This window comes from Corynebacterium nasorum (assembly GCF_032821635.1).
Taxonomy (GTDB): Bacteria; Actinomycetota; Actinomycetes; order Mycobacteriales; family Mycobacteriaceae; genus Corynebacterium; species Corynebacterium kefirresidentii.
On record NZ_JAVBIE010000006.1, the window covers coordinates 80443 to 99477 of the forward strand.

General features: G+C 58.7%; 14 protein-coding genes. 7 read left to right on the forward strand and 7 right to left on the reverse strand.

The features are described 5' to 3' along the window. Window positions 1-44: 44 nt before the first annotated feature. Both rsmA and RAE07_RS06590 read left to right on the forward strand, forming a co-directional pair. A complete protein-coding gene (rsmA, locus tag RAE07_RS06585; protein WP_239207985.1) occupies window positions 45-905 on the forward strand; it encodes a 16S rRNA (adenine(1518)-N(6)/adenine(1519)-N(6))-dimethyltransferase RsmA in 861 nt (286 codons plus the stop codon). Further along, the gene (locus RAE07_RS06590; protein WP_239207986.1) at window positions 905-1885 is read left to right on the forward strand and encodes a 4-(cytidine 5'-diphospho)-2-C-methyl-D-erythritol kinase; all 981 of its coding nucleotides are present in this window, start codon (window positions 905-907) and stop codon (window positions 1883-1885) included. The genes rsmA and RAE07_RS06590 overlap by 1 nt, the downstream gene beginning before the upstream one ends. Here the strand turns inward: RAE07_RS06590 and RAE07_RS06595 are convergent, their stop codons facing one another. Continuing rightward, window positions 1886-3229 carry a hypothetical protein gene (locus RAE07_RS06595; RefSeq protein WP_316328408.1) on the reverse strand — a complete coding sequence of 448 codons (1344 nt, stop codon included), beginning with the start codon at window positions 3227-3229 and terminating at the stop codon, window positions 1886-1888. It lies immediately after the preceding gene. Between the two features lie 92 nt (window positions 3230-3321). On the opposite strand from RAE07_RS06595, the gene RAE07_RS06600 reads away from it, so the two are divergent. Together RAE07_RS06600 and RAE07_RS06605 are read left to right on the forward strand one after the other, a co-directional pair. Then, window positions 3322-5130: an ABC-F family ATP-binding cassette domain-containing protein gene (locus tag RAE07_RS06600; RefSeq protein ID WP_317001572.1), complete on the forward strand. Its 1809-nt coding sequence runs from the start codon at window positions 3322-3324 to the stop codon at window positions 5128-5130. Next, on the forward strand, window positions 5097-6830 hold the full coding sequence (locus RAE07_RS06605) for an alpha/beta-hydrolase family protein (RefSeq protein ID WP_239207989.1): 1734 nt from the start codon (window positions 5097-5099) through the stop codon (window positions 6828-6830). The genes RAE07_RS06600 and RAE07_RS06605 overlap by 34 nt, the downstream gene beginning before the upstream one ends. 4 nt (window positions 6831-6834) lie before the next feature. Here RAE07_RS06605 and RAE07_RS06610 read toward each other — a convergent pair whose 3' ends face one another. Further along, window positions 6835-7749, reverse strand: coding sequence for an AEC family transporter (locus tag RAE07_RS06610; RefSeq protein WP_239207990.1), 915 nt, complete (start codon window positions 7747-7749; stop codon window positions 6835-6837). 167 nt (window positions 7750-7916) lie between these two features. On the opposite strand from RAE07_RS06610, the gene RAE07_RS06615 reads away from it, so the two are divergent. After that, window positions 7917-8507 carry a hypothetical protein gene (locus tag RAE07_RS06615; RefSeq protein WP_200287916.1) on the forward strand — a complete coding sequence of 197 codons (591 nt, stop codon included), beginning with the start codon at window positions 7917-7919 and terminating at the stop codon, window positions 8505-8507. 86 nt (window positions 8508-8593) lie between these two features. Continuing rightward, complete coding sequence (locus tag RAE07_RS06620; protein ID WP_023021947.1) at window positions 8594-8917, forward strand: putative quinol monooxygenase; 324 nt, start codon at window positions 8594-8596, stop codon at window positions 8915-8917. Between the two features lie 185 nt (window positions 8918-9102). Here RAE07_RS06620 and RAE07_RS06625 read toward each other — a convergent pair whose 3' ends face one another. Both RAE07_RS06625 and RAE07_RS06630 read right to left on the reverse strand, forming a co-directional pair. Beyond that, window positions 9103-12795 carry an acyltransferase family protein gene (locus RAE07_RS06625; RefSeq protein WP_317001573.1) on the reverse strand — a complete coding sequence of 1231 codons (3693 nt, stop codon included), beginning with the start codon at window positions 12793-12795 and terminating at the stop codon, window positions 9103-9105. A 120-nt stretch (window positions 12796-12915) separates the two neighbouring features. Then, window positions 12916-13713 (reverse strand): Cof-type HAD-IIB family hydrolase, encoded by a 798-nt coding sequence (locus RAE07_RS06630; protein ID WP_023021945.1) that lies wholly within the window; start codon window positions 13711-13713, stop codon window positions 12916-12918. Window positions 13714-13781: 68 nt separating this feature from the next. Between RAE07_RS06630 and RAE07_RS06635 the strand changes: the two genes are divergently transcribed. Further along, the gene (locus RAE07_RS06635; RefSeq protein ID WP_023021944.1) at window positions 13782-14825 is read left to right on the forward strand and encodes a 3-hydroxyisobutyryl-CoA hydrolase; all 1044 of its coding nucleotides are present in this window, start codon (window positions 13782-13784) and stop codon (window positions 14823-14825) included. Here RAE07_RS06635 and RAE07_RS06640 read toward each other — a convergent pair. The 3 genes from RAE07_RS06640 to RAE07_RS06650 are packed head-to-tail and all read right to left on the reverse strand — an operon-like array spanning window position 14802 to window position 18990. Then, a complete protein-coding gene (locus tag RAE07_RS06640) occupies window positions 14802-15977 on the reverse strand; it encodes a DUF6882 domain-containing protein (RefSeq protein ID WP_239207992.1) in 1176 nt (391 codons plus the stop codon). The two genes, RAE07_RS06635 and RAE07_RS06640, sit on opposite strands and share 24 nt — an antisense overlap. 42 nt (window positions 15978-16019) lie before the next feature. Then, entirely contained in the window at window positions 16020-16619 is a 600-nt protein-coding gene (locus RAE07_RS06645; protein ID WP_239207993.1) for a TetR/AcrR family transcriptional regulator, read from the reverse strand. Further along, window positions 16612-18990, reverse strand: coding sequence for an MMPL family transporter (locus tag RAE07_RS06650; protein WP_239207994.1), 2379 nt, complete (start codon window positions 18988-18990; stop codon window positions 16612-16614). The genes RAE07_RS06645 and RAE07_RS06650 overlap by 8 nt, the downstream gene beginning before the upstream one ends. Window positions 18991-19035 lie beyond the last annotated feature (45 nt).

Genomic DNA, 19035 nt, shown 5'->3' on the forward strand with positions numbered 1-19035 from the left:
AAGTGGTGTGCGGCTTTTTCATCTCTTCTACTAAGTTAGAAGGCATGACTGATTCCACCGGCGCCGCGCTTTTGGGCCCCGTAGAGATCCGCGCCCTCGCGGAGAAGCTCAACATTGTGCCCACGAAGAAGCTAGGGCAGAACTTTCTGCATGATCCGAATACCATTCGGCGCATCGTCGCTGCGGCCGAGTTGGATCCCGCAGACCGCGTCCTCGAGGTGGGGCCGGGCTTGGGCTCGCTAACCCTCGGCCTGGTAGAGGCTGTGGAAAAAGTTACCGCGGTAGAAATCGACTCGCGCCTGGCTGCACAGCTGCCCGATACCGTGGCTGAGCGCGCCCCGGAATATGCCCAGCGTCTTCAGGTGGTGGAAAAGGACGCACTGCGGGTAACAGAAGCTGACGTCACTGAGCCGACCGCTCTGGTAGCCAACTTGCCGTATAACGTGGCCGTCCCGGTGCTGCTGCACCTATTGGAGACTTTTCCTTCCATTTGTCGCGTGCTGGTTATGGTCCAGCTAGAGGTGGCGGACCGCCTAGCTGCGCAGCCGGGCAGCAAGGTGTACGGCGTGCCTTCGGTCAAAGCGGGATTTTATGGCAAGGTCTCCAAGGCGGGCACTATTGGTAAGAACGTCTTTTGGCCTGCGCCCAATATTGAGTCTGGGTTGGTGCGTATTGACGTCTTCGACTCTGCTCCGTGGCCCGTCACTGACGAGTCGCGTGCTAAGGTCTGGCCGGTTATCGACGCCGCCTTTGCCCAACGCCGCAAGACCCTGCGTGCGGCATTGTCGGGTCACTTTGGTTCGGGAGCAGCCGCCGAGGAAGCATTGCGAGCTGCGGACATCGATCCGAAGCAACGCGGCGAAAAGCTCGCCGTGGAGGACTTCGTACGATTGGCAGGAATCTAATGACCGCCCCCATCGATAACGAACCATTCGTCTACACGGCGCGGGCTCACTCCAAGGTCAATATTCACCTGGGAGTGGAGGAACCGCGAGAGGATGGGTTTCATGAGCTTGCCAGTGTTTTTCAGTCCTTAGAGCTACATGACACAGTAACGCTGACTGACTTGGGGAACCCCGAGGTAGATAAGCCACGCATTCAGGGCCTGAAGGTTACAGGCCCTCACGCGCAGGGCGTGCCAGAAGACTATACGAACCTAGCGTGGACCGCGGTAAACCGTATCATGCAGTACCTGTACAGCACCCATGGGCCGAAGGCGCTGCCGGAGGTAGCGCTGGAAATCCACAAAGCCATTCCTACCGCCGGTGGCATGGCAGGTGGTTCGGCGGATGCGGCGGCCGCGCTGCGATTGGCCGAGCGCTGCTATGGCGGCTATTACGGCATCGATTCGGTGGGGGAGCCAATCCTAGACGCGCTGGGCGCGGCATTGGGCTCGGATGTTCCCTTCACCTTGCTGGGAGGCACCGCGCTCGGCACGGGGCGCGGCGAGCAGCTGACCCCGATGATGACGCGCGGTACCTACGATTGGGCGCTCATCGCCTCGGACCGTGGGCTTTCTACCCCGCAGGTCTTTCATAAGCTCGATGAGATGCGGGAAAAGGGCCGCGGCGGTGAGCCACACCTGGACACCGCAGCGGTATCGCAGGCGCTCATCTCGGGCGATCCGCACCGAGTGGCGCAGCACTTGCATAACGATTTGCAGCCGGCAGCGCTGTCGTTGCGCCCAGACCTGCGCAAGACCTTGGAGGCCGGTGTGGCCGCCGGAGCCCTAGCAGGGATTGTCTCCGGCAGTGGTCCGACCTGTGCCTTCCTTTGCGCTGGGGCAGAAGAAGCTCAGGAAGTAGTGTCCCAAGTGACGGTGGAGATTCCCGGAACCAAGGGAGTGGCTACCCAGGGGCCAGCTAGCGGCGCCGTGGTGCTGTAGCTAGAGCACCGTCATTTCGGTGGGCTCGATGTCGAGGTCGAAGCGGTTGACTTCCTTTTCCTGCAGGAGGTCAATGACTACGAGCTGCTTCTTCTGGGCGTCAGTGATAAAGGCATAGCCATCGGCAGCCTGAAGGATAGGTCCTGGTTGCTGCCATTCCTTGTTTTCCTTCCACCGGGAGATGGCATCAATCTGCTTGGTGATTTCACCGGAATCTGGGTCGATGACGTTGAGTTTGCCGTCGGTGGTCAGCACAAGTGCCTCGCCCAGCGGGCCGCGGGCTAGGGAGCGGAACCAATAAGAAGCATCGAGGTCTACCTTCTTGGCCGAAAAATCCTTGGTATCTACCAAGGTTACGGAGGTAGGGCGTTCGAGCTCTGCGTCTTTGTCGGTCTTATTATCGGCCAGGATGACATCGGATTCCTCCGAACCGGCGGCATTGCCAGAGCGCTGGTAGCCGCCTGCACCGGCATAAGCAGAGGCGTCTACCTTGTGGAACTCCTTGCCATCAAAGACCACCGGGCCGTCTTCGCAGCCAAAGAAAATATTGCCGTTTCCAGCGGCAGCCTCGCCGTGGACACCAGGGCATTTGGTGGTCTCAGTAAGAACTTTGCCCTCCTTATCCAGATGCTGGATGGTGTGGCGCTCGTCCTCGGTGCCCTTAGTGATGACCACCGAGCCATCCTTCAGCGGTACGGCCACGCCGTGGTGTGCGGCCCCGGTGCCAACGGTATTGACTGGCTGGGCGTCCTTTTTGCCAATGTCTTCGGTCTTATAAATCTTTGCCACGCCATCACCATCGGAAAATAGTGCGGTAAAGCCATCGTGGTGGACCACGTGGCCGGCATGCGGTGCCTTATTGGGGGCGTCGCCAAGCGCGGGCTCAGCGGTGTAGTAGTGGTTGTGATCGCCATGGCCCTTGGTGATGCGCCCAGTGTCGTAGGTGAGGAAGCTATCGCCCTTAGTGACCATGACGTGGCGATTATCGCCGGCATCGCTGAGACGAAGGAAGGCATTCATCTTGTCCTCGCCGATTACTTTGCCCGTTTTGGCGTCATAGGCGGTTAGACCATCCGCATGGGAGATAACGATGCGGGTGGGCAGCTGGGCTACCTCGGTTTCTCCCTCTTCGGCTTCAAAGCCTTCGTGTGAGTGTCCGGCGTGGTCATGGCCGTGCTCGTGGTCATGGTCATGGTCGTGTTCATGGGCATGCTCGGCTTCGCTATGTGCGTGGTCGTGGGAGTGCAGTGAGTCCTTTTCTTCCTCGGTGGGGGCAGAGCAGGAAGCGATGGCTATCGCCGCAGTGGAAAGCACGGCGCAGAGAGAAAGTGTGTAGCGTTTCATACATTGGCAGAGTATTGGACTTGAAAATCAATAGCAATAGGTTGCAGAAATGCGGGGGTACAGGCAGGGAGGTATTAAGATGGACACTCGTTATGGCAAACCTGATTAACCTCGAGCAAGTCAGCAAAACTTATGGATTAAAAACCCTTTTAGACGGGGTGTCCCTAGGTGTGCAAAGCGGCGATCGCATCGGCATCGTCGGCGTTAATGGCGGTGGCAAAACCACCTTGCTGGAGGTACTTACCGGCATCGAACCACCCGATGCCGGCCGCGTATCCCATACCTCTGATCTACGCATGGCCGTGGTCACCCAGCGCTTCGATCTACCCGATGAACTGACCATCGCCCAAGTCATTATCGAACCCCTCGAACTGGAAACCTATGAGTGGGCATCCAATGCCAAGGTGCGCGATGTCTTGGGCGGCCTGGGCATTGTGGATTTGGGATTGGATACCCCAGTTGGCTCACTCTCCGGTGGCGAGCGCCGCCGCGTGAACCTAGCCGCCGCGCTGGTACAGGACTTGGATCTCGTGGTGCTCGATGAGCCCACCAACCACCTTGACGTGGAGGGAGTGCAGTGGCTCGCAGATCACCTCCTTAAGCGCAACTTGGCCGTAGTCGTGGTCACCCACGATCGCTGGTTCCTCGACACCGTAGCCACGTGGACCTGGGAAGTCCACGATGGCGTGGTTGATACCTACGAGGGCGGCTACAACGATTGGACCTTCGCCCGCGCCGAGCGCGCCCGCCAGGCCGATGCCATGGAACAGCGACGCAAGAACCTCGCCCGCAAAGAGCTGGCATGGTTGCGTCGTGGCGCGCCTGCCCGCACGTCCAAGCCGCGCTACCGGATTGAAGCTGCCGAGGCGCTCATCGCAGACGTGCCGGAGCCGCGCAATAAGGTCGAGCTCATGGCCTTTTCTAAGCAGCGCCAAGGTCGCGTGGTCATCGAGCTTGAGGATGCCACCGTGAAGTCCCCAGACGGTCGCACCTTGGCGGATCACCTTACCTGGCGCCTAGCCCCCGGCGAGCGCATTGGTTTGGTAGGCGTCAATGGCTCCGGTAAGACCACGCTGCTGCGCACCCTGGCCGGCGAATACGAGCTGGCGGCCGGCAAGCGCATCGAGGGCCAAACCGTGCGCCTTGGCTGGTTGCGCCAAGAGCTCGATGACTTGGATCCGCAGCGTCGGCTTATCGACGCCGTCGAGGACGTTGCCACCTATGTCCAGCTCGGCAAAAAGGAACTTTCTGCCTCCCAACTTGCTGAGCGCCTAGGGTTTTCCGCCAAGCGCCAGCGCACCCCGGTGGAGGATCTCTCCGGCGGCGAGCGCCGCCGCTTGCAGCTCACCCGCGTACTGATGGCCGAGCCCAATGTGCTGTTGCTCGATGAGCCCACCAACGACCTCGACATCGATACCCTACAGGAACTGGAGTCTCTCCTTGACTCTTGGCCGGGCACGATGGTGGTTATCTCGCACGATCGCTACCTCATTGAGCGCATCGCGGACAATACCTATGCGCTCTTTGGTGATGGCAAACTCACCAACCTTCCCGGCGGCATCGATGAGTACCTGCGCAAGCGCGCCGCACTTGAGGCGCAACACAACTCCGGCGTGCTCAACTTGGGCGAAAGGAAGCCAGACAGCTCTGCTCCTAAGCCGGAAAAGAAGCTCTCTTCCCAGCAAGAACGTGAAATCACCAAGAAAATGAACGCGCTGGAGCGCAAGATGCACAAGCTCGAGAAGGCGGCCGCGCAGATTAATGAGAAGATGGCGACTGCCGCGGAAAAGGTCGACACTCAAGCCTTGACCGAGCTAGACGGAGAACTAAAGGACAACCGTAGCGCCTACGAGGAACTGGAGATGGAATGGCTAGAGTTGGGGGAGAAGCTCGAAGGGTAGAAGCCCGCATCGCCGATATCGTCGGCCACCTTGACCTGTGGGGCATTATCGGCGCTGCGGCGCTTTTTACCCTAGGCCTTACCCCATCCCTCCTGCCGCGTGACTGGCTCTACCAAGGGCTGGTCTCCGGCATTGCCGCAGGACTTGGTTATACGCTGGGTGTTGCCCTCAAACACGTGTGGTACCGCCTCGTAGTGCGTTATGCGGCACCACGGTATTCCTGGCTCGATGCCACCACGTGGCCGCCCCGGCGCTACCGCCTTGCTTCTCGCATCGCCACCGGAGTTTTTGTGCTGTGGATGGTGGGCTTTGCGGTCTTCGCCGTGCGCTGGCAGCGTCAACTTGCAGATGCCCTAGCCGCCCCAGCGCCGACCATTGCCAGCTATCTTCTTGTGGTTCCGCTCGCTCTTGCAGTATTCACTGCTTTCCTTTTTATTCTGCGCGTGCTGCGCTTTTGCGTGCGTTGGCTCTCCAGCCACTTTCCCCACCGCTTTCGCGCCGCCTACCGCGTCGTGGGTGCGGTGCTCATCGTTGCCCTAGTGGGCACGTATACCGTGGAAAACCTCATCCCTGGCGCCATCGTTGGCGTGGGCGAGAGGATCTTTACCGCTCAAAACGCCGACCCCGATCCCGCCATGAAGCGGCCTATGTCCGCAGAGCGCAGTGGTTCCCCGCAGTCCCGTGTGGACTGGAACGGCGTGGGCCTGCAGGGCTCGCGTTTCCTTTCTTCCGGTGCGCACCGCGCGGAATTGGAGAAGGTAAGCGGAAAGCCTGCCAAGGAACCCATCCGCGCCTATGCCGGATTGGGCAATCGTGACTCGAATGAGGAGCGAGCGCAGCTGCTCATCGACGAACTCGAGCGCACCCACGCCCAAGACCGCAAAGCCCTGCTTCTCATTATGACCACCGGTACGGGCTGGGTGTCTTCCTATTCTGCTCAAGCCTTCGAACTACTCTACGGTGGCGATACCGCCATTGCGGCTGCCCAATACTCCGCTATGCCTTCCGCCCTGCACTTCCTATCGGGCGGTGGCCAGGTAGAGCGCGCCGGGGAAGAGTTCATCAACCCCATCGTGGACTGGTGGAACGGTCTGCCAGAACGCAAGCGCCCGAAGCTCTACTTATACGGCGAATCCTTGGGTACTACGGGCATCGAAGCAGCGTTTTCTGGAGTGCGTGATATTGCCAATTCTGTGGACGGAATCCTCCTTACCGGCCCGCCGCACTTCAATCGCCTGCGCACGCAATTTGTGGAAAGGCGTGATCCCGGATCCTCCGAAATTTCCCCCGAATACGCCGGGGGCCTCGTGGTGCGTTTTGCTAACGATGACGCGCAGGTACGCCAGTGGGGACCGGTGCCGGAAGAAGAGTGGGGACGCACCCGCATGCTCTATATCCAACATCCCTCGGACCCAGTGGCCTGGTGGTCTCCACAGATGGCTTTCAAAGAGCCGGATTGGATGCGCGAACGGACGCCGTATTCTGCCGAGCGCGTGATGCGATGGATGCCCATCATCTCCTCTCTCCAAGTGGCGGCCGATCTGCCCGGTGCAAAAGACGTTTCCGATGGGCACGGTCACAACTATGGAGCATCGGTACTTGATGGCTTTGCCGCCATCGCAGGTCCAGACGTGGCAGGAGCCATCGACCCCGATGAGCTACAGCACGAATTCGCCGCGCTCGACGTCGGCGTTTACTAGGTGTTTAGCCAAACAGGGCCGCGATCGCCAACATCGCCGGCAGCGAGAGGAAGGTCGTGAGAAAAACCGTATCCCGGGCTACGGTTTCTCCTACCTCATAGGTGGCGGCATAGTTGTACACGTTCTGTGCCGTGGGCAAGGCAGCCAGAATTAACGCAGCATACAACTCCGCGCCGTCAAGACCTAGCGCTGCACCAACGGCCAGCGCGATAGCGGGCATTCCCACCAACTTCAATACCGTCGCGGTAATGGTGGGCAGGCGGTCTTCCTCCAGCAGCGCGTCGCCCTTTAAAGAGGCACCAAAGCTCATGAGAATCATGGGGATAGAGGCGCCGCCCAGAATCTCCAGTGGCTTCATTATTACTTCCGGTACCTGCCACCTTGCCGCGGAGACTATGAATCCCGCCACCGCTGCCAACACTACGGGCGCGGTAACCCCTGAGACTACGGAGCGCCATATAGATTGCAGGCTTGTACCCTGCGCATTGAGCCCCGCGATGATAAACGGAGAAAGCACCGCCATTTGCAGAACTAAGGCCGGGATAGCATACGTGGCATCACCAATGACATAGGTAGCGATGGGCAGACCGATATTGACTGAGTTGTAATAGCTTGCCGCTGCGGCACCGGCCATGGTTTCGGCACCGCTGCGGGAAAAGAATAGCTGGCTACACAGCCAATACAACGCAATGGTGGCGATGGATGCAGCAGCTATAACAGCCACCACTGGGGACACGAAGGCAGAGGTATCGGATTTAGCCACGCTGGAGAAAATGAGTGCCGGCGTGGCCGCCCAAAAGGCCGTTCGATTGAATTGCAATCGTGCCTCGCCTTTGCCAATAACGCCCCTGTGCGCCAGCACAAATCCCACACCGATGACTACGAAAATGATTGCAAAACCGGTCAATACGTCCAGCAACAGTCAACAACCTTTCGCAGTACTAAAGAAAAATTCGCTGTGGGCAATTGTCCCATTATCTCTGTCGGTCATAAGACACGGGGGACCATAACAAAGTTGTATCGAAATGCCTGAGCACCACGGAAACGCCTTCCACACTGCTTGTGCTTTATGGCACGGTGGAGGGCATGAAGCTTTCTCACCGCGCAATCGTAGCCACCGTATCCACCGCTCTTGTCGTCACCGGTACTTCCACCGTGGCCTCTGCTCAGCCGGCCTTGCCGCCACAGATCCAGCAGGCTTCTTCGCAGGCTCAGCAGCTTTCTTCTGATCCTTTCGCCGCTTTAGAAGATTTCCGCCTCACCCTGCCGCCGCAGGCCTATGAGCTGGCTGAGAAGTACAATATCCCGCTGCCAGAATTCCTCGCCAAACCGGTGGGCCAGGCGCCCAAGGTTGCCGGCCAGCTAGGCGCCGCCACCACCGCCCACCTCGAAAAGGCTGGGCACCATAAAGATGCGCGTGCAGCGGCTATCGCCCAGGAATGGGCCAATCAAGGTGCTGCCGGCAAGCTTGAGTACAAGGGCGGCATTGCTCACGGTTTGAATCACAAGGACGAGGGCCAGGGCACAGTTCGTCGCCTTAGCGAACAGCAGGCGCAAGATCGCCTGAACTGGTTCAACCGCGATGTCCCGGTCAACGCTGCTCCCCAGCACGGCTTTGGCGTGGCAACCGCCTACGACGGGACCTACATCTATGTTGCGGAGTTCTTCCTCAACTAAACTTTTCCCCAAGCCTCGATTCCGCCGCGTTCTTAGCATTCATCTGCAACGATGACGAAGCCGCACGGCGCCGGTAGAATCGGGGCATGATTTTGATCAACGTACAGTTCCACGTCAAGCCCGAATACGCAGAGACCTTCCTCGATGAAATCAACTGGTACACCGAGGCCTGCAATGCAGAGCCGGGCTGCATCGACTTCAAGTGGTTCCGCGATCCAGAAGATCGTCAGCGTTTCTTGCTTCTGGAGTCCTACGCCGACGGCAAGGATGTCGAGCACGTCCAGAGCGAGCACTTCCAGCGCTCGACCGAGGAGTTCCCGAAGTACCTCGTGGAAACCCCAGACATCATTAACGTCCATATTGACGGCCGCACCGGCTGGGACAAGATGGGCGAATTTTCCGTCGACTAATCCTAAAGAGAAAAGGCTCGTCCTCTACCACGTGGTAGAAGACGAGCCTTTTCTCTTTAGCTCACTACCCTTCGCGCTCACTGTGGTCGTTGCTATCCGTGGAGCACGAGCCCTCCGTGAGCGCGAAGGGCGGGGGAGGGGCTAGGCGCTTGCCGACGCCGTTACCTCCCCATATTGCCTTTGCCTTACTGCGGCACGCACTGCGAGGACACGGTCTTGTCGTATTTCGAGTACTGCTGCAGAGCATCGTAGAATGCGTCCGAGTACTCGCCGGTGCGCTCTGGCATTGGGTGAACACCATCGGAATAGAGGATTGCGGGGTCGCTCTGAGCGTGTCCGCACCAGTCAGCGACGTATACATTGTCGTATTCTTTGGCTGCGTCGAGGACATCCTGCTGGGACTGGGACATCCATTCACGGTCACCATAGGGTACAGCCATGACAACGGTGCGGTCTTTGCCGATGATATCGAGAGCTTCCTTGATCTGATCCGGGAAGGCAGGGCCATTGGTACCGAACCCGAGGAAGACGGTATCGCGCAGCTTTCCGGAATCCTTGAGCTGCTGCAGAATCTGAATGCCTGCAGTGTAGTGGCGGGATACGTCTGCGTCGACGTAAATCTGCGGGAAGCGTTGTTTGAGGGCGCCGCTAGAAGCCAGCATCACTGAGTCACCGATGGCGGTAATGTCCTTGCCCTGCGGCATGGGGCGGGTCTTCGTATTCTTCGAGTCATCCTTGTCGGCGTCGCCCGCGACAGGCGGCTGCGGGGCAGCATCATTAGGTTGAGCCGGAGCATTGTTGCTGCTCTGGTTCTGCTGCTGAAGCTGCTCTAATTGCTGCTCCAACTCGGTCTTATCGCTGGAGTTAATTACGCCGTAGACTACCCCGGCCACCGAGGCGATGACGAGGAACGGGACTACCGGCCACATGGTTTTGCCAAATCCGTCGCGCAATTCGCTAAAACCTGGGCGGGACGACCAGTAGGTGTTCCATGTCTTCTTATAGCCGCCGCGGCGGAAAGGATTCTCAATGAACTGGTAGGAAATCTCGGACAGTAGCAGCGAAATAGGTACGACCACCAGGCCCAGAATCCACGATTTATCGGAATTCTGGTTGCCCTCGAAAAGCGCCTTGAGCATCATGATGACCGGCCAATGCCAGAGATATAGCGAAAAGGACCGCTGACCAAACCAGCGCATGACCTTGGTCCTAAATAGCGGGGTCATAGGACCGTATTCGCGGACCACGCCCCACACCATAAGGACACCGAGCACGCTGGTGAGGAAGAGCCCACCGCGGTAGGTGAACTCCGCGTCATCCGGCATGAGGAATAGCTGCGCACCGTAGCCGATGAGAGCCAAAGTGCCGATGACTCCAGCGATGCGGGATTCAGCCTTGCCCGCCGCGGCCCAAGAATCGGCCTGTGGATTCGATTGGGTAGAAGTCATCAGGAGAGACAGCACGGCGCCAGTGAGCAGGCCAAAAGCGTGGGTGTCTGTGCCGTAGTAGACACGCGTCGGGTCCTCACCGGGCACGAAGATAAGCGCCATGGCCACGGCGGATCCGAGGGCTAAAAGCGTGGACACGAGGATAGGAAGTCGGCGCGGCTTATGGCGAGAAATGAGGAAAATGCCCGTGATAAGGAGCGGCCAAATTACATAGAACTGCTCTTCCACGGCCAGCGACCAATAGTGGGCAAAGACCTGAATCTCATTGTCCGCGAAGTAGGACTGGGAGGTCGCAATCTGTGTCCAGTTATTGACAAAGAACAAAGTGCCCAAGAACTGTTGGCGCAAGCCCACCGCTAAGTCCCCGCCGATCCATGCCACCAGTGCGGTGCACATGACGAGAACTGATACTGCGGCTGGGAGGATACGCCGGAATCGTCGCACCCAGAAGTCCTTCAAGCTAATCCTGCCGGAGGTACGGAATTCACGCACCAGCAACGAGGTGATGAGGAATCCGGAAAGGACGAAAAAGAGGTCAACGCCCAAGTAACCTCCGGGAAGGAGGGCAGGGAAGAAGTGATAGAGCACCACGGCAATGACCGCGAGGCCGCGCAGTCCGTCAAGCCCCTTGACCTGGCGGAGGCGGGCATGGCGCTTCTTCTTGACTACCTTGCTCTCCGGCGGTGTCGCCAGCGCCTCAGGGTCCTTGGTCTGTTTTTGAAGCGGATATTTGGACTTGCCTTCTGACTGCCCAGCCGGAGCCTTCTGAGGTGCAGGTTTATTCGCAGCCGCTGGTGCCTGCGTCGCCACAGCTTGGGCCTTTTTCTTATCGGACGCTGGTTGCTGTGACTGGGGCGACTGCGCGTTTTCGCGCTTCTTCTCTGCGGCGGTAGCGGCTACCGCACCCGACCCCGCGATGGCACCCTCAGCCGCGGACTTGCCTGCCTTGGCAGATGCTCCCTTAGAAGCAGCTTGGGGCTTTACCTGCTTCGGCTGAGGCTGTTCAGGCTGTTGCTTATCCTTTGACTTCTGGGCAGCGCGTGCTGGATTTTGCTGAGCCGGGGTGGGAGTGCCTACCTGTTGTGACTTTCGGGCCAATCCGCGGCTGATATCGTTTGGCTTTACCTGTGGACGCAGCTTTGTAGCCTTCTTGGCCTTGCCCTGTGGCATAGACTCCTTGGGCCGTGGCTGCTGTCCCTGCGGCTGCTGCTTGTGGAGGTTGGTTTGTGAAGGGCTGCCTTGCTGAGGCTTTGCTGGCGCTGCCTTCTCCTCCTTGGCGGCGGATTTATTCTGAGCCGGCTTAGTTTGCTTTTGGGGAGCGTTCGCTGCGCCCTTTGGGGTGTTTTCCTGTGGCTTTGGGGCAGTGGTGCCCTTCTTCGGCGCTGGGGCGTTCGATGATGCTGCTGGGGCAGACTTCTGCTGTGGTGCCGTAGGCGTGCGCGATGAACTTTTGCCTTGAGATGGCTGGGAACGATTAGAAGGCTGAGCCTTCTTCTTAGGTGATGATGGCTGTGGCTTGGACTGTTCCTTTGTCGGGTGTGTCTGTACGCGTTTCTGTGGGCCTGGCTTGTGCGTTTGCTGTTTACTTGGGGACGGTTTGGTGGTGGCAGGCTTGGGCTGTTGCGGATGGGATTTTTGTTGTGCGGCCGGTTTAGAAACCGTCTTTGCTTCAGTTGCGGACGAGCGCGGTGCCGCCGCTTTCTGGGAAGCCTTTTTTGCGCTAGGCGGAGTGGATGGCTTGGGAGGCTGCGCTGGCTTTTGCGTGGCAGGCCGAGCCTGCTGTGAGGGCCTTCCGGTCTCTTGCCGAGAAGGCTTTGCGGCAGGTTTAGGGGAAGCACCACGGGCAGAGTCGTCTTTTGAGGCGGCCTGGGTAGGCGGGGTACTAAAATTCGCACCGCGGCGTGGACGCTGAACCGGCTCATGTGCGTTGCGCTGTGGCTTCTTTTCCGGCGCGCGCGATTCTGCCTGCTTCTTTGTAGCTGCTTTAGGAGAAACCCCTGGCGCGTCTTGCTTGGCGCCGGCAGGCTTAGGCGCAGACTTTTGAGTGGCAGGCTTGGCCTTTGGCTCCTTGGCTGCAGGTGTCTGCGCGGACCGCTTAACCTGTTGCGGTTGAGCGGAATTGGTCTGAGAAGCGTGCGGTTTCGCGGTGCTGGGGCGGGGGGTGCCCTCAGCCGCGGGTTTGGCCTCGGGGGCCTTTGTAGGCTTCTCCTTGGCTTGGTCCTTGGACTTGCCTTGCGGCGTCGTGGGCTTTGCACCGGTGGTGGACTCGGTGTTGTCTGATTTTTGGGGCGCGGAGGCCTTGTTCTCAGAAGGGCGAGATGTACTGGTGGAGCCAGCTTTGGGCTTTACTGCCTGATAGACCGATGGGCGTGGTTCATCTGAACGCCCAGGTTTCTTCTTGCCCAGCAGTGAGCGCAAAATCTGCTTCACAAAAACTCCCAAAGCACTACGTATATTTTCTAAACGGACTATTTTAGCCTGCGTACGAGGTTTTCTCCCATGAGGGTGAAGTAAAGAAGCGGCACGCGGGCCGGAGACGAAAATTCGATTCTAGGACTCTTCGCTGTCAAAAAGCTGACGCAGGACTGTCATGACACCAAATTCGGTATTGGGTGGGGCTATGAGATCGGCGATTTCTTTCAATTTTGGGTGCGCATTTTCCATTGCGATAGCAGTGCCGGCCTCGCGGAGGAGCTCGTAGTCATTCAGGAAATCGCCGAAGGCGGCGGTGCGAGACATGGGAACCGCGAGGAGCTCGGCCATGGTGTGTAGCGCTTCGCCTTTATTGACGCCCGCGGCCATGACGTCGAGCCAGACGGCGCCGGAAATGGCGATATTGTGCTCCGGAACGGCCGCGAGGAGAGGCTGGTGGAGGTGCTTTTCGCTGCCGTCGGCGCAGTAAGCCGCGATTTTGATGATGTCCGCGTCGAGAAGGGCACCGAGGTCATCTACCCATTCCACTGACCTGTAGTACTTGGAAATTTCTGCGCGGGCCTGCTCATCGGCGCCCTTGTGGACAAAAGCGGTATCTGGGGTACACAGCACGACGGTATGCGCGGCGTCGACAGTGCGGAGAGCGGCAACGGCAGCGCGGACTGCCGCGGTGGGCAGGGTAGTAGCGCTAATGACCCGATTATCGTGCACGACGACGGAGCCATTTTCTGCAATGAAGGTATCTTCATGCGGAAACATTTCTTGCAGGGTGGCAAGCTGGCGGCCCGAGGCAGGGACAAGGGTGACGCCGAGCTGGCGGGCGCGGGTGCTGATCGCGGAAAAATCTGGTGGAAGTTGGCCGTTGCCGTCCAGTAGGGTGCCGTCCATATCCAGGGCGATGAGCTGTGGGAGCAAAATCCGAACCTATCTGTGAATCAATCAATGGTGGCTAAGGGGGTGAGCTGTGTGTCACACTAGGGGGTATGACCAACGCTTCACCCATCGTGTCCTCAATCCGTAACCATACCGGAGTGATTGAACTCAACCGTCCCAAGGCTCTCAATTCCCTCACCCCGGAGATGGTAGAACTCATCGCGGCGTCGCTAGCGCAGTGGCGTGAAAACGATGAGGTGGAGCAGGTGCTTTTTCTCTCGGCCAGCCCAAAGGCATATTGCGCCGGTGGTGACGTCCGCTATGCCCGCGAAAGGGTCCTGGAAGGAAAATTAGGCGAAGTCGACACGTTCTTTGCGGATGAATACACCTTAAACGGCGATATCGCGGAGTATCCCAAGCCAGTTATCGCGCTCATCGATGGCATCGCTATGGGAGGTGGCCTGGGTATCTCCGCCCATGGATCCCATCGAGTAGTTACGGATAAGACCTTTGCTTCTATGCCAGAGATGAATATCGGCTACGTCACCGACGTAGGCATGGCCTATGCCGCCCAGCGCGCGGTGGGAACGCGCGGAAAGGCCTCGCCCGAGCTAGCGAAGTTCTGGGGTATTACCGGGTATCGCATGTACGCCGCAGACCTCCTGTGGAGTGGGTTGGCCACTCACTACGTGGCAGACGCAGAGGCTTTTGCTCACGCGGTAATTGAGCAGGGCATGGCCGCAGCGCTAACCCAGCACGCCACCGAACCCGCGGGTGAGCCCGCTTTGATTGAGCTTATTGATTCCATCGAAGACGCCTTCTCCCACGAGACCTGGCAGGATATCACCGCGGCCTTGGATAGTCACCCAGAGCTCAAGCAGCTGGTAGGGGAGCTGACTGCGCAGGCCTGCCCCACCTCTATCGTCGCAGCCATGGAGCTATTCCGCGCCGAGCAGGAGTGCAGCAGCGTGCGGGAGGCGCTGGACATGGAAACCAATCTGGGCGCCTTTATGTATCGGCGGGCGGACTTCGCCGAGGGAGTGCGTGCGGTTTTGGTAGACAAAACCAACGATGCAGCGTTTGAGCCAGCTGCGCTTGACGACGTCGACGTGGACGCCATCCGCAGCGCCCTACACGTCCACCCCGCGAAATGACGCGTAGGCGGCGCGGGCACGATCTGCATCGAGCCAATCGGGAGGGCTAACTTCTAACGTTGCCGCTGTGGCGGTGGGCGTAGGCTTGGGCAAGTGCAGCTCCGGCGCATCGAGGAGGACGAGGCCCACGCGGCCGTCGGAAAGCGTAGTGCCAGCCAGCGTCCAGATGCCAAGGATAGGCAAAGCCAGGTGGGGCAGTTGTTGCCTGCGCGCCAGCTGGAGCGGAAGGTGTGGGCGAACCAACTCGGGGACGACCTCGTTCATGCCAAAGCGTGCCAAACTGCCTGCCCACCGGGCGGCCGCAGAGTCCTTAAGCGAAGGATCGGCCCAAGCCCAGGTGAATTCCTCAGCGGATATGGTGGCTATAAGCACCGCCTTCGCCGCAAACTGCCCACCGCGATAGGACACGGTAGCGGTGGCCTTGTCTACATCGAGGTCAATTGTGGCGGCGGGGAAACGGCCCTGGAAATAGAGTTGGTTCTCCACACCGAGATAAAAGGCATCCTCGAGGATGCTGGTGGCGCTAAAACCCGGGGTGATGCTGGAAATCTTGTGCACGCCGTGGTCGGCTGGTTCGAAACACACCGTGGTGCCATCGGAAAAATGCACGTACGGCTCTTCCTCGGTGGAGTCCATGTCCAAGTAACGAGCAAGGGTGAGGGTAGGGGCCTTTTCATCCTCGTCCGCTCTGCTGTGCCGCAGGCCGTGCAGCAGGGCCTGGCGAAACTCCAGGCGAGGGTGAAAATCTACCGCAACGATAGCCACGTGCTCACCCTGCTGGGCCCGAAGTATCGGCATATTGCCCACGATGAGGGAAGCTAAAGCAATCATGCTTTCAGGGTCTCTCGTCATCGAGATACTCTGTGGCAAATCAGCACAATTCTCGGTGGCCGTGGTGGTCCAGTGCCAGGTGTCGGCAGAAATGACGGCTAGCCGCACGCCACGGAAATCAGAAACCTGCTGCGTGGAACTTATCCTCGCCTCCACTAGCTGATCGGTGACAAAATCGCCTTTACCATCCGTGGAGGGGCCGAGGAAATTAAATTCCACGTCGGTCGCCTTCCCAATGCGGTCTTGAAATGCGGCATTAACGCCCGCCTGAATGAAGCGGGCGTTATGCGCGGTGCTCGATATAGGGGCTTTCTTATCCATAACTACTGCCGAGCATACGGATTAAAGCGCCCATTAGGCTAGCTAGTCGATGGCGCGCACGGCGGCAAAGGCCGTGCGTACTATCTCATGCTTGGCGTGAGCACTCAGTGATTCTTCGGCCTGGGAGCGGCGGTGGATTTCTTTCATGCTCACCGCGGCGGCGCCCGCACAGGCCTGGAGGATGACCGCGACCTCAAAGCGCGATTTATCCGGAACGCGTTGGTGGAAAGCTTCCAAAACCTGCTCGGATACGACCTGGAATTGTTGGCGCTCTTCGGTGGTATGGCTCAAGTTTTCTAAAGCCTCGCCGATAGTGAAAAGAGAGGTGATGGAATGCAACTCTTTTCCTTCATTTTCGGTGGCATCGAGCGTTACCTGTTCGAAGAATTCAGAAATGGATGAGTTAGGAAAGACGGTGGGCACTTCCTTAGAAAACTCGGCAAGCACATTGGTGCCAAAGGACAACAGCGCATCAGAAACCGAGGAGAAGTAGTTATGGAAGGTGCGCGGGGAAACCCCGACGGCGGCAGTTATGCCTGAAACCGTGGCAGCTTCAGCGCCACCCTCGAGGACGAGGCGCGCTGCCGCATCGGCCATGGCCTGACGAGTAGCTCGCTTCTTTTCTTCGCGCAGACTAGTCACGGTGTGTTTCGCCTACCTTCTCCCGTTGGGTGCGCAAGAGCTCCTCGCGCTCAGAGTGCAAAGCCTCTCCCTCAATATCCATGTTTGGGGTGATCTTATCCAACCAACGTGGGAACCACCATGCCTTCTTATCCAGCACGAACATGGTGGCCGGGATGATCATCATGCGGACCACGAAGGCGTCGATAAGCACGCCAGCAGCCAGGGCAAAGCCCATGGTCTTAATAAACGGCTCGTCCATCAAAATGAAGGCGGCGAAGACCGAAATCATAATCAGGGCCGCAGCGGTTACCACGCGGGCGCCGTGCTTAAAGCCATTGGAGGTAGCGTTGCCAGCCGTTTTGCCATTGACAAATCCCTCGCGCATGCGGGTGACCAAGAAAACCTGATAGTCCATGGCCAGGCCGAAGGTAAGGCCGATGAGCATGATGGGCAGGAAGGAAAGAAGCGGCTGCGGGTCATCGACGATGCCGAACATACCCTCCTGCCAAATGGCTACGGTGATGCCGAAGGTCGCGGCCATCGACAAAGCGAAGCCGGCTGCGGCGATAAGCGGTACCCAGATGGAGCGGAAGACCAGCATCAAGACGATGAAGGCCAAGCCCAGCACGATGGCTACATAAGGAATGAGCACGTTATTGAGGCGCTCAGAAATGTCATCGAAGATGGGGGTGATGCCGGTGATGCCATAAGAGCCGCCGGTCTTTTCAAACTCACCCTGGTAATCGCGCAGGTGGTTGAGGGTCTCGGTGGTTTCTTCATCGGTGGCGCCAGTGGTTGGCGTGATCATGATCTGTGCAGCATCACCGTTGTCAGTGGTCTGCACGATCTGGGCGTTTTCTACACCCGAAGTGCTATTGAATTCCTGCAGCAGGTTTTGGAACGCCGGCATGCGATCCTGTTCGGACACGTTAGCTACGTCAACGAAGGCGATCATTGGCGCATTGCGGCCTGGGCCAAAGGCATCTGCCGTAATCTCATAGGCCTCGCGCTGCGGGGTACCCGGCTTCGCGGTGCCATCGGTGGGCATGGCCAAGCGCAGCTGGGCGAATGGTACAGCCAGGATGCCCAGCAAGACGACGCCGGCGATAAGATGCAGCCACGGATGGGCGCGCACACGGCGCACCCAACGCAGACCCATGGTGGGCTTTTCGTCCTCTGGGTCCGGCACCTTGGGGCCGGGGACGCGGCCGGCAAAAATCTTGGTGCCCAAAAGTCCCAGCAGGGCAGGGATAAAGGTATTGGCAACGAGCACTGCGATGATGACCGTTGCTGCCGCGGCGATCGCCATGGTGCCCAGGAACGGAATGCCGATGATGGTCAGAGCGGCCAAGGCAATGACCACGGTGGTGCCGGCGAAGACGACGGAACCGCCCGCGGTACCCAGCGCCATGCCCATGGCGTGAGCACGGGTGGCCTTATCCATCTTCTTGAGCTCTGCGGCTAGTTCCTTAGGCGAAAGATCATTGAGGCCAGAGGAGGTAATGAGCTCATTGCGGAAACGGTTAACAATAAATAGTGCGTAATCGATGCCGACCGCCAAGCCGATCATGGAGGCCAAGGTCGGGGTCATATCGGAAATGGTATCCGTGAATACGGTGGAAACCTGCACGCCAAGGATGCCGATGCCCACACCGATGATGGCGGAAATAAGCGGCATGCCGGCGGCGACGAAGGAACCGAAGGTAATCAGCAGCACGATTGCGGCAACGATAAGGCCGATAATTTCGGCGCTGCCACCCATCTCTTGACCAGCGGAGTTAAAAGCATTGCCCTGGTACTTGACCGTGAGCTCGCCCTCGTCGTACTTGTTCAACACATCCGTTACCGCAGTCATATCCTCTTCCGGGATGTCCATGACATTGTCGGAGTTGAAGGTAATAGTGACGGTACCGGTAGTTTTATCCTCGCTGAGAGGGGAGAGCTGTTGCAGGTTCTTCTTCACCTGCTCCTCCGGCATGTGCTGGGCCTTCATTTTTTCGCCCATTTGCTTTTCCATGCCAGCGGCGGCCATAACCGGGCTGACCAGCTTGTCTTGGTCCTTGAGCGCACCGGTGTCCTTGAGGTCACCGAGGAGGTTATCCACCTCGCCGGCCACCTGCTTATCGGTGAGGTCTTTGCCCTCCGGTGCTTGGATAACCACTGTGCCCTCGGGAGCGCTCATGGCATCGGTGTCTTGGCCAAAGCGTTCCATCATCTTGTCTTGGGTGGTGGTCGAATCCATCTCCGGCATGGAGAAGTTGGGGTTCGGCGACTTGGCAAAGCCGGCGGTTAGGCCCACCATGGCCACCAAGACGATAAGCCAAAAGGCCAGGAAGGGCCATACCTTGCGGTATGACCAACTTCCTAGTCGGTAGAGAAATTTAGACATATGCGTGCTTTCTAGTCGAGTGAACGGGCAATGTTATGCGCGCGG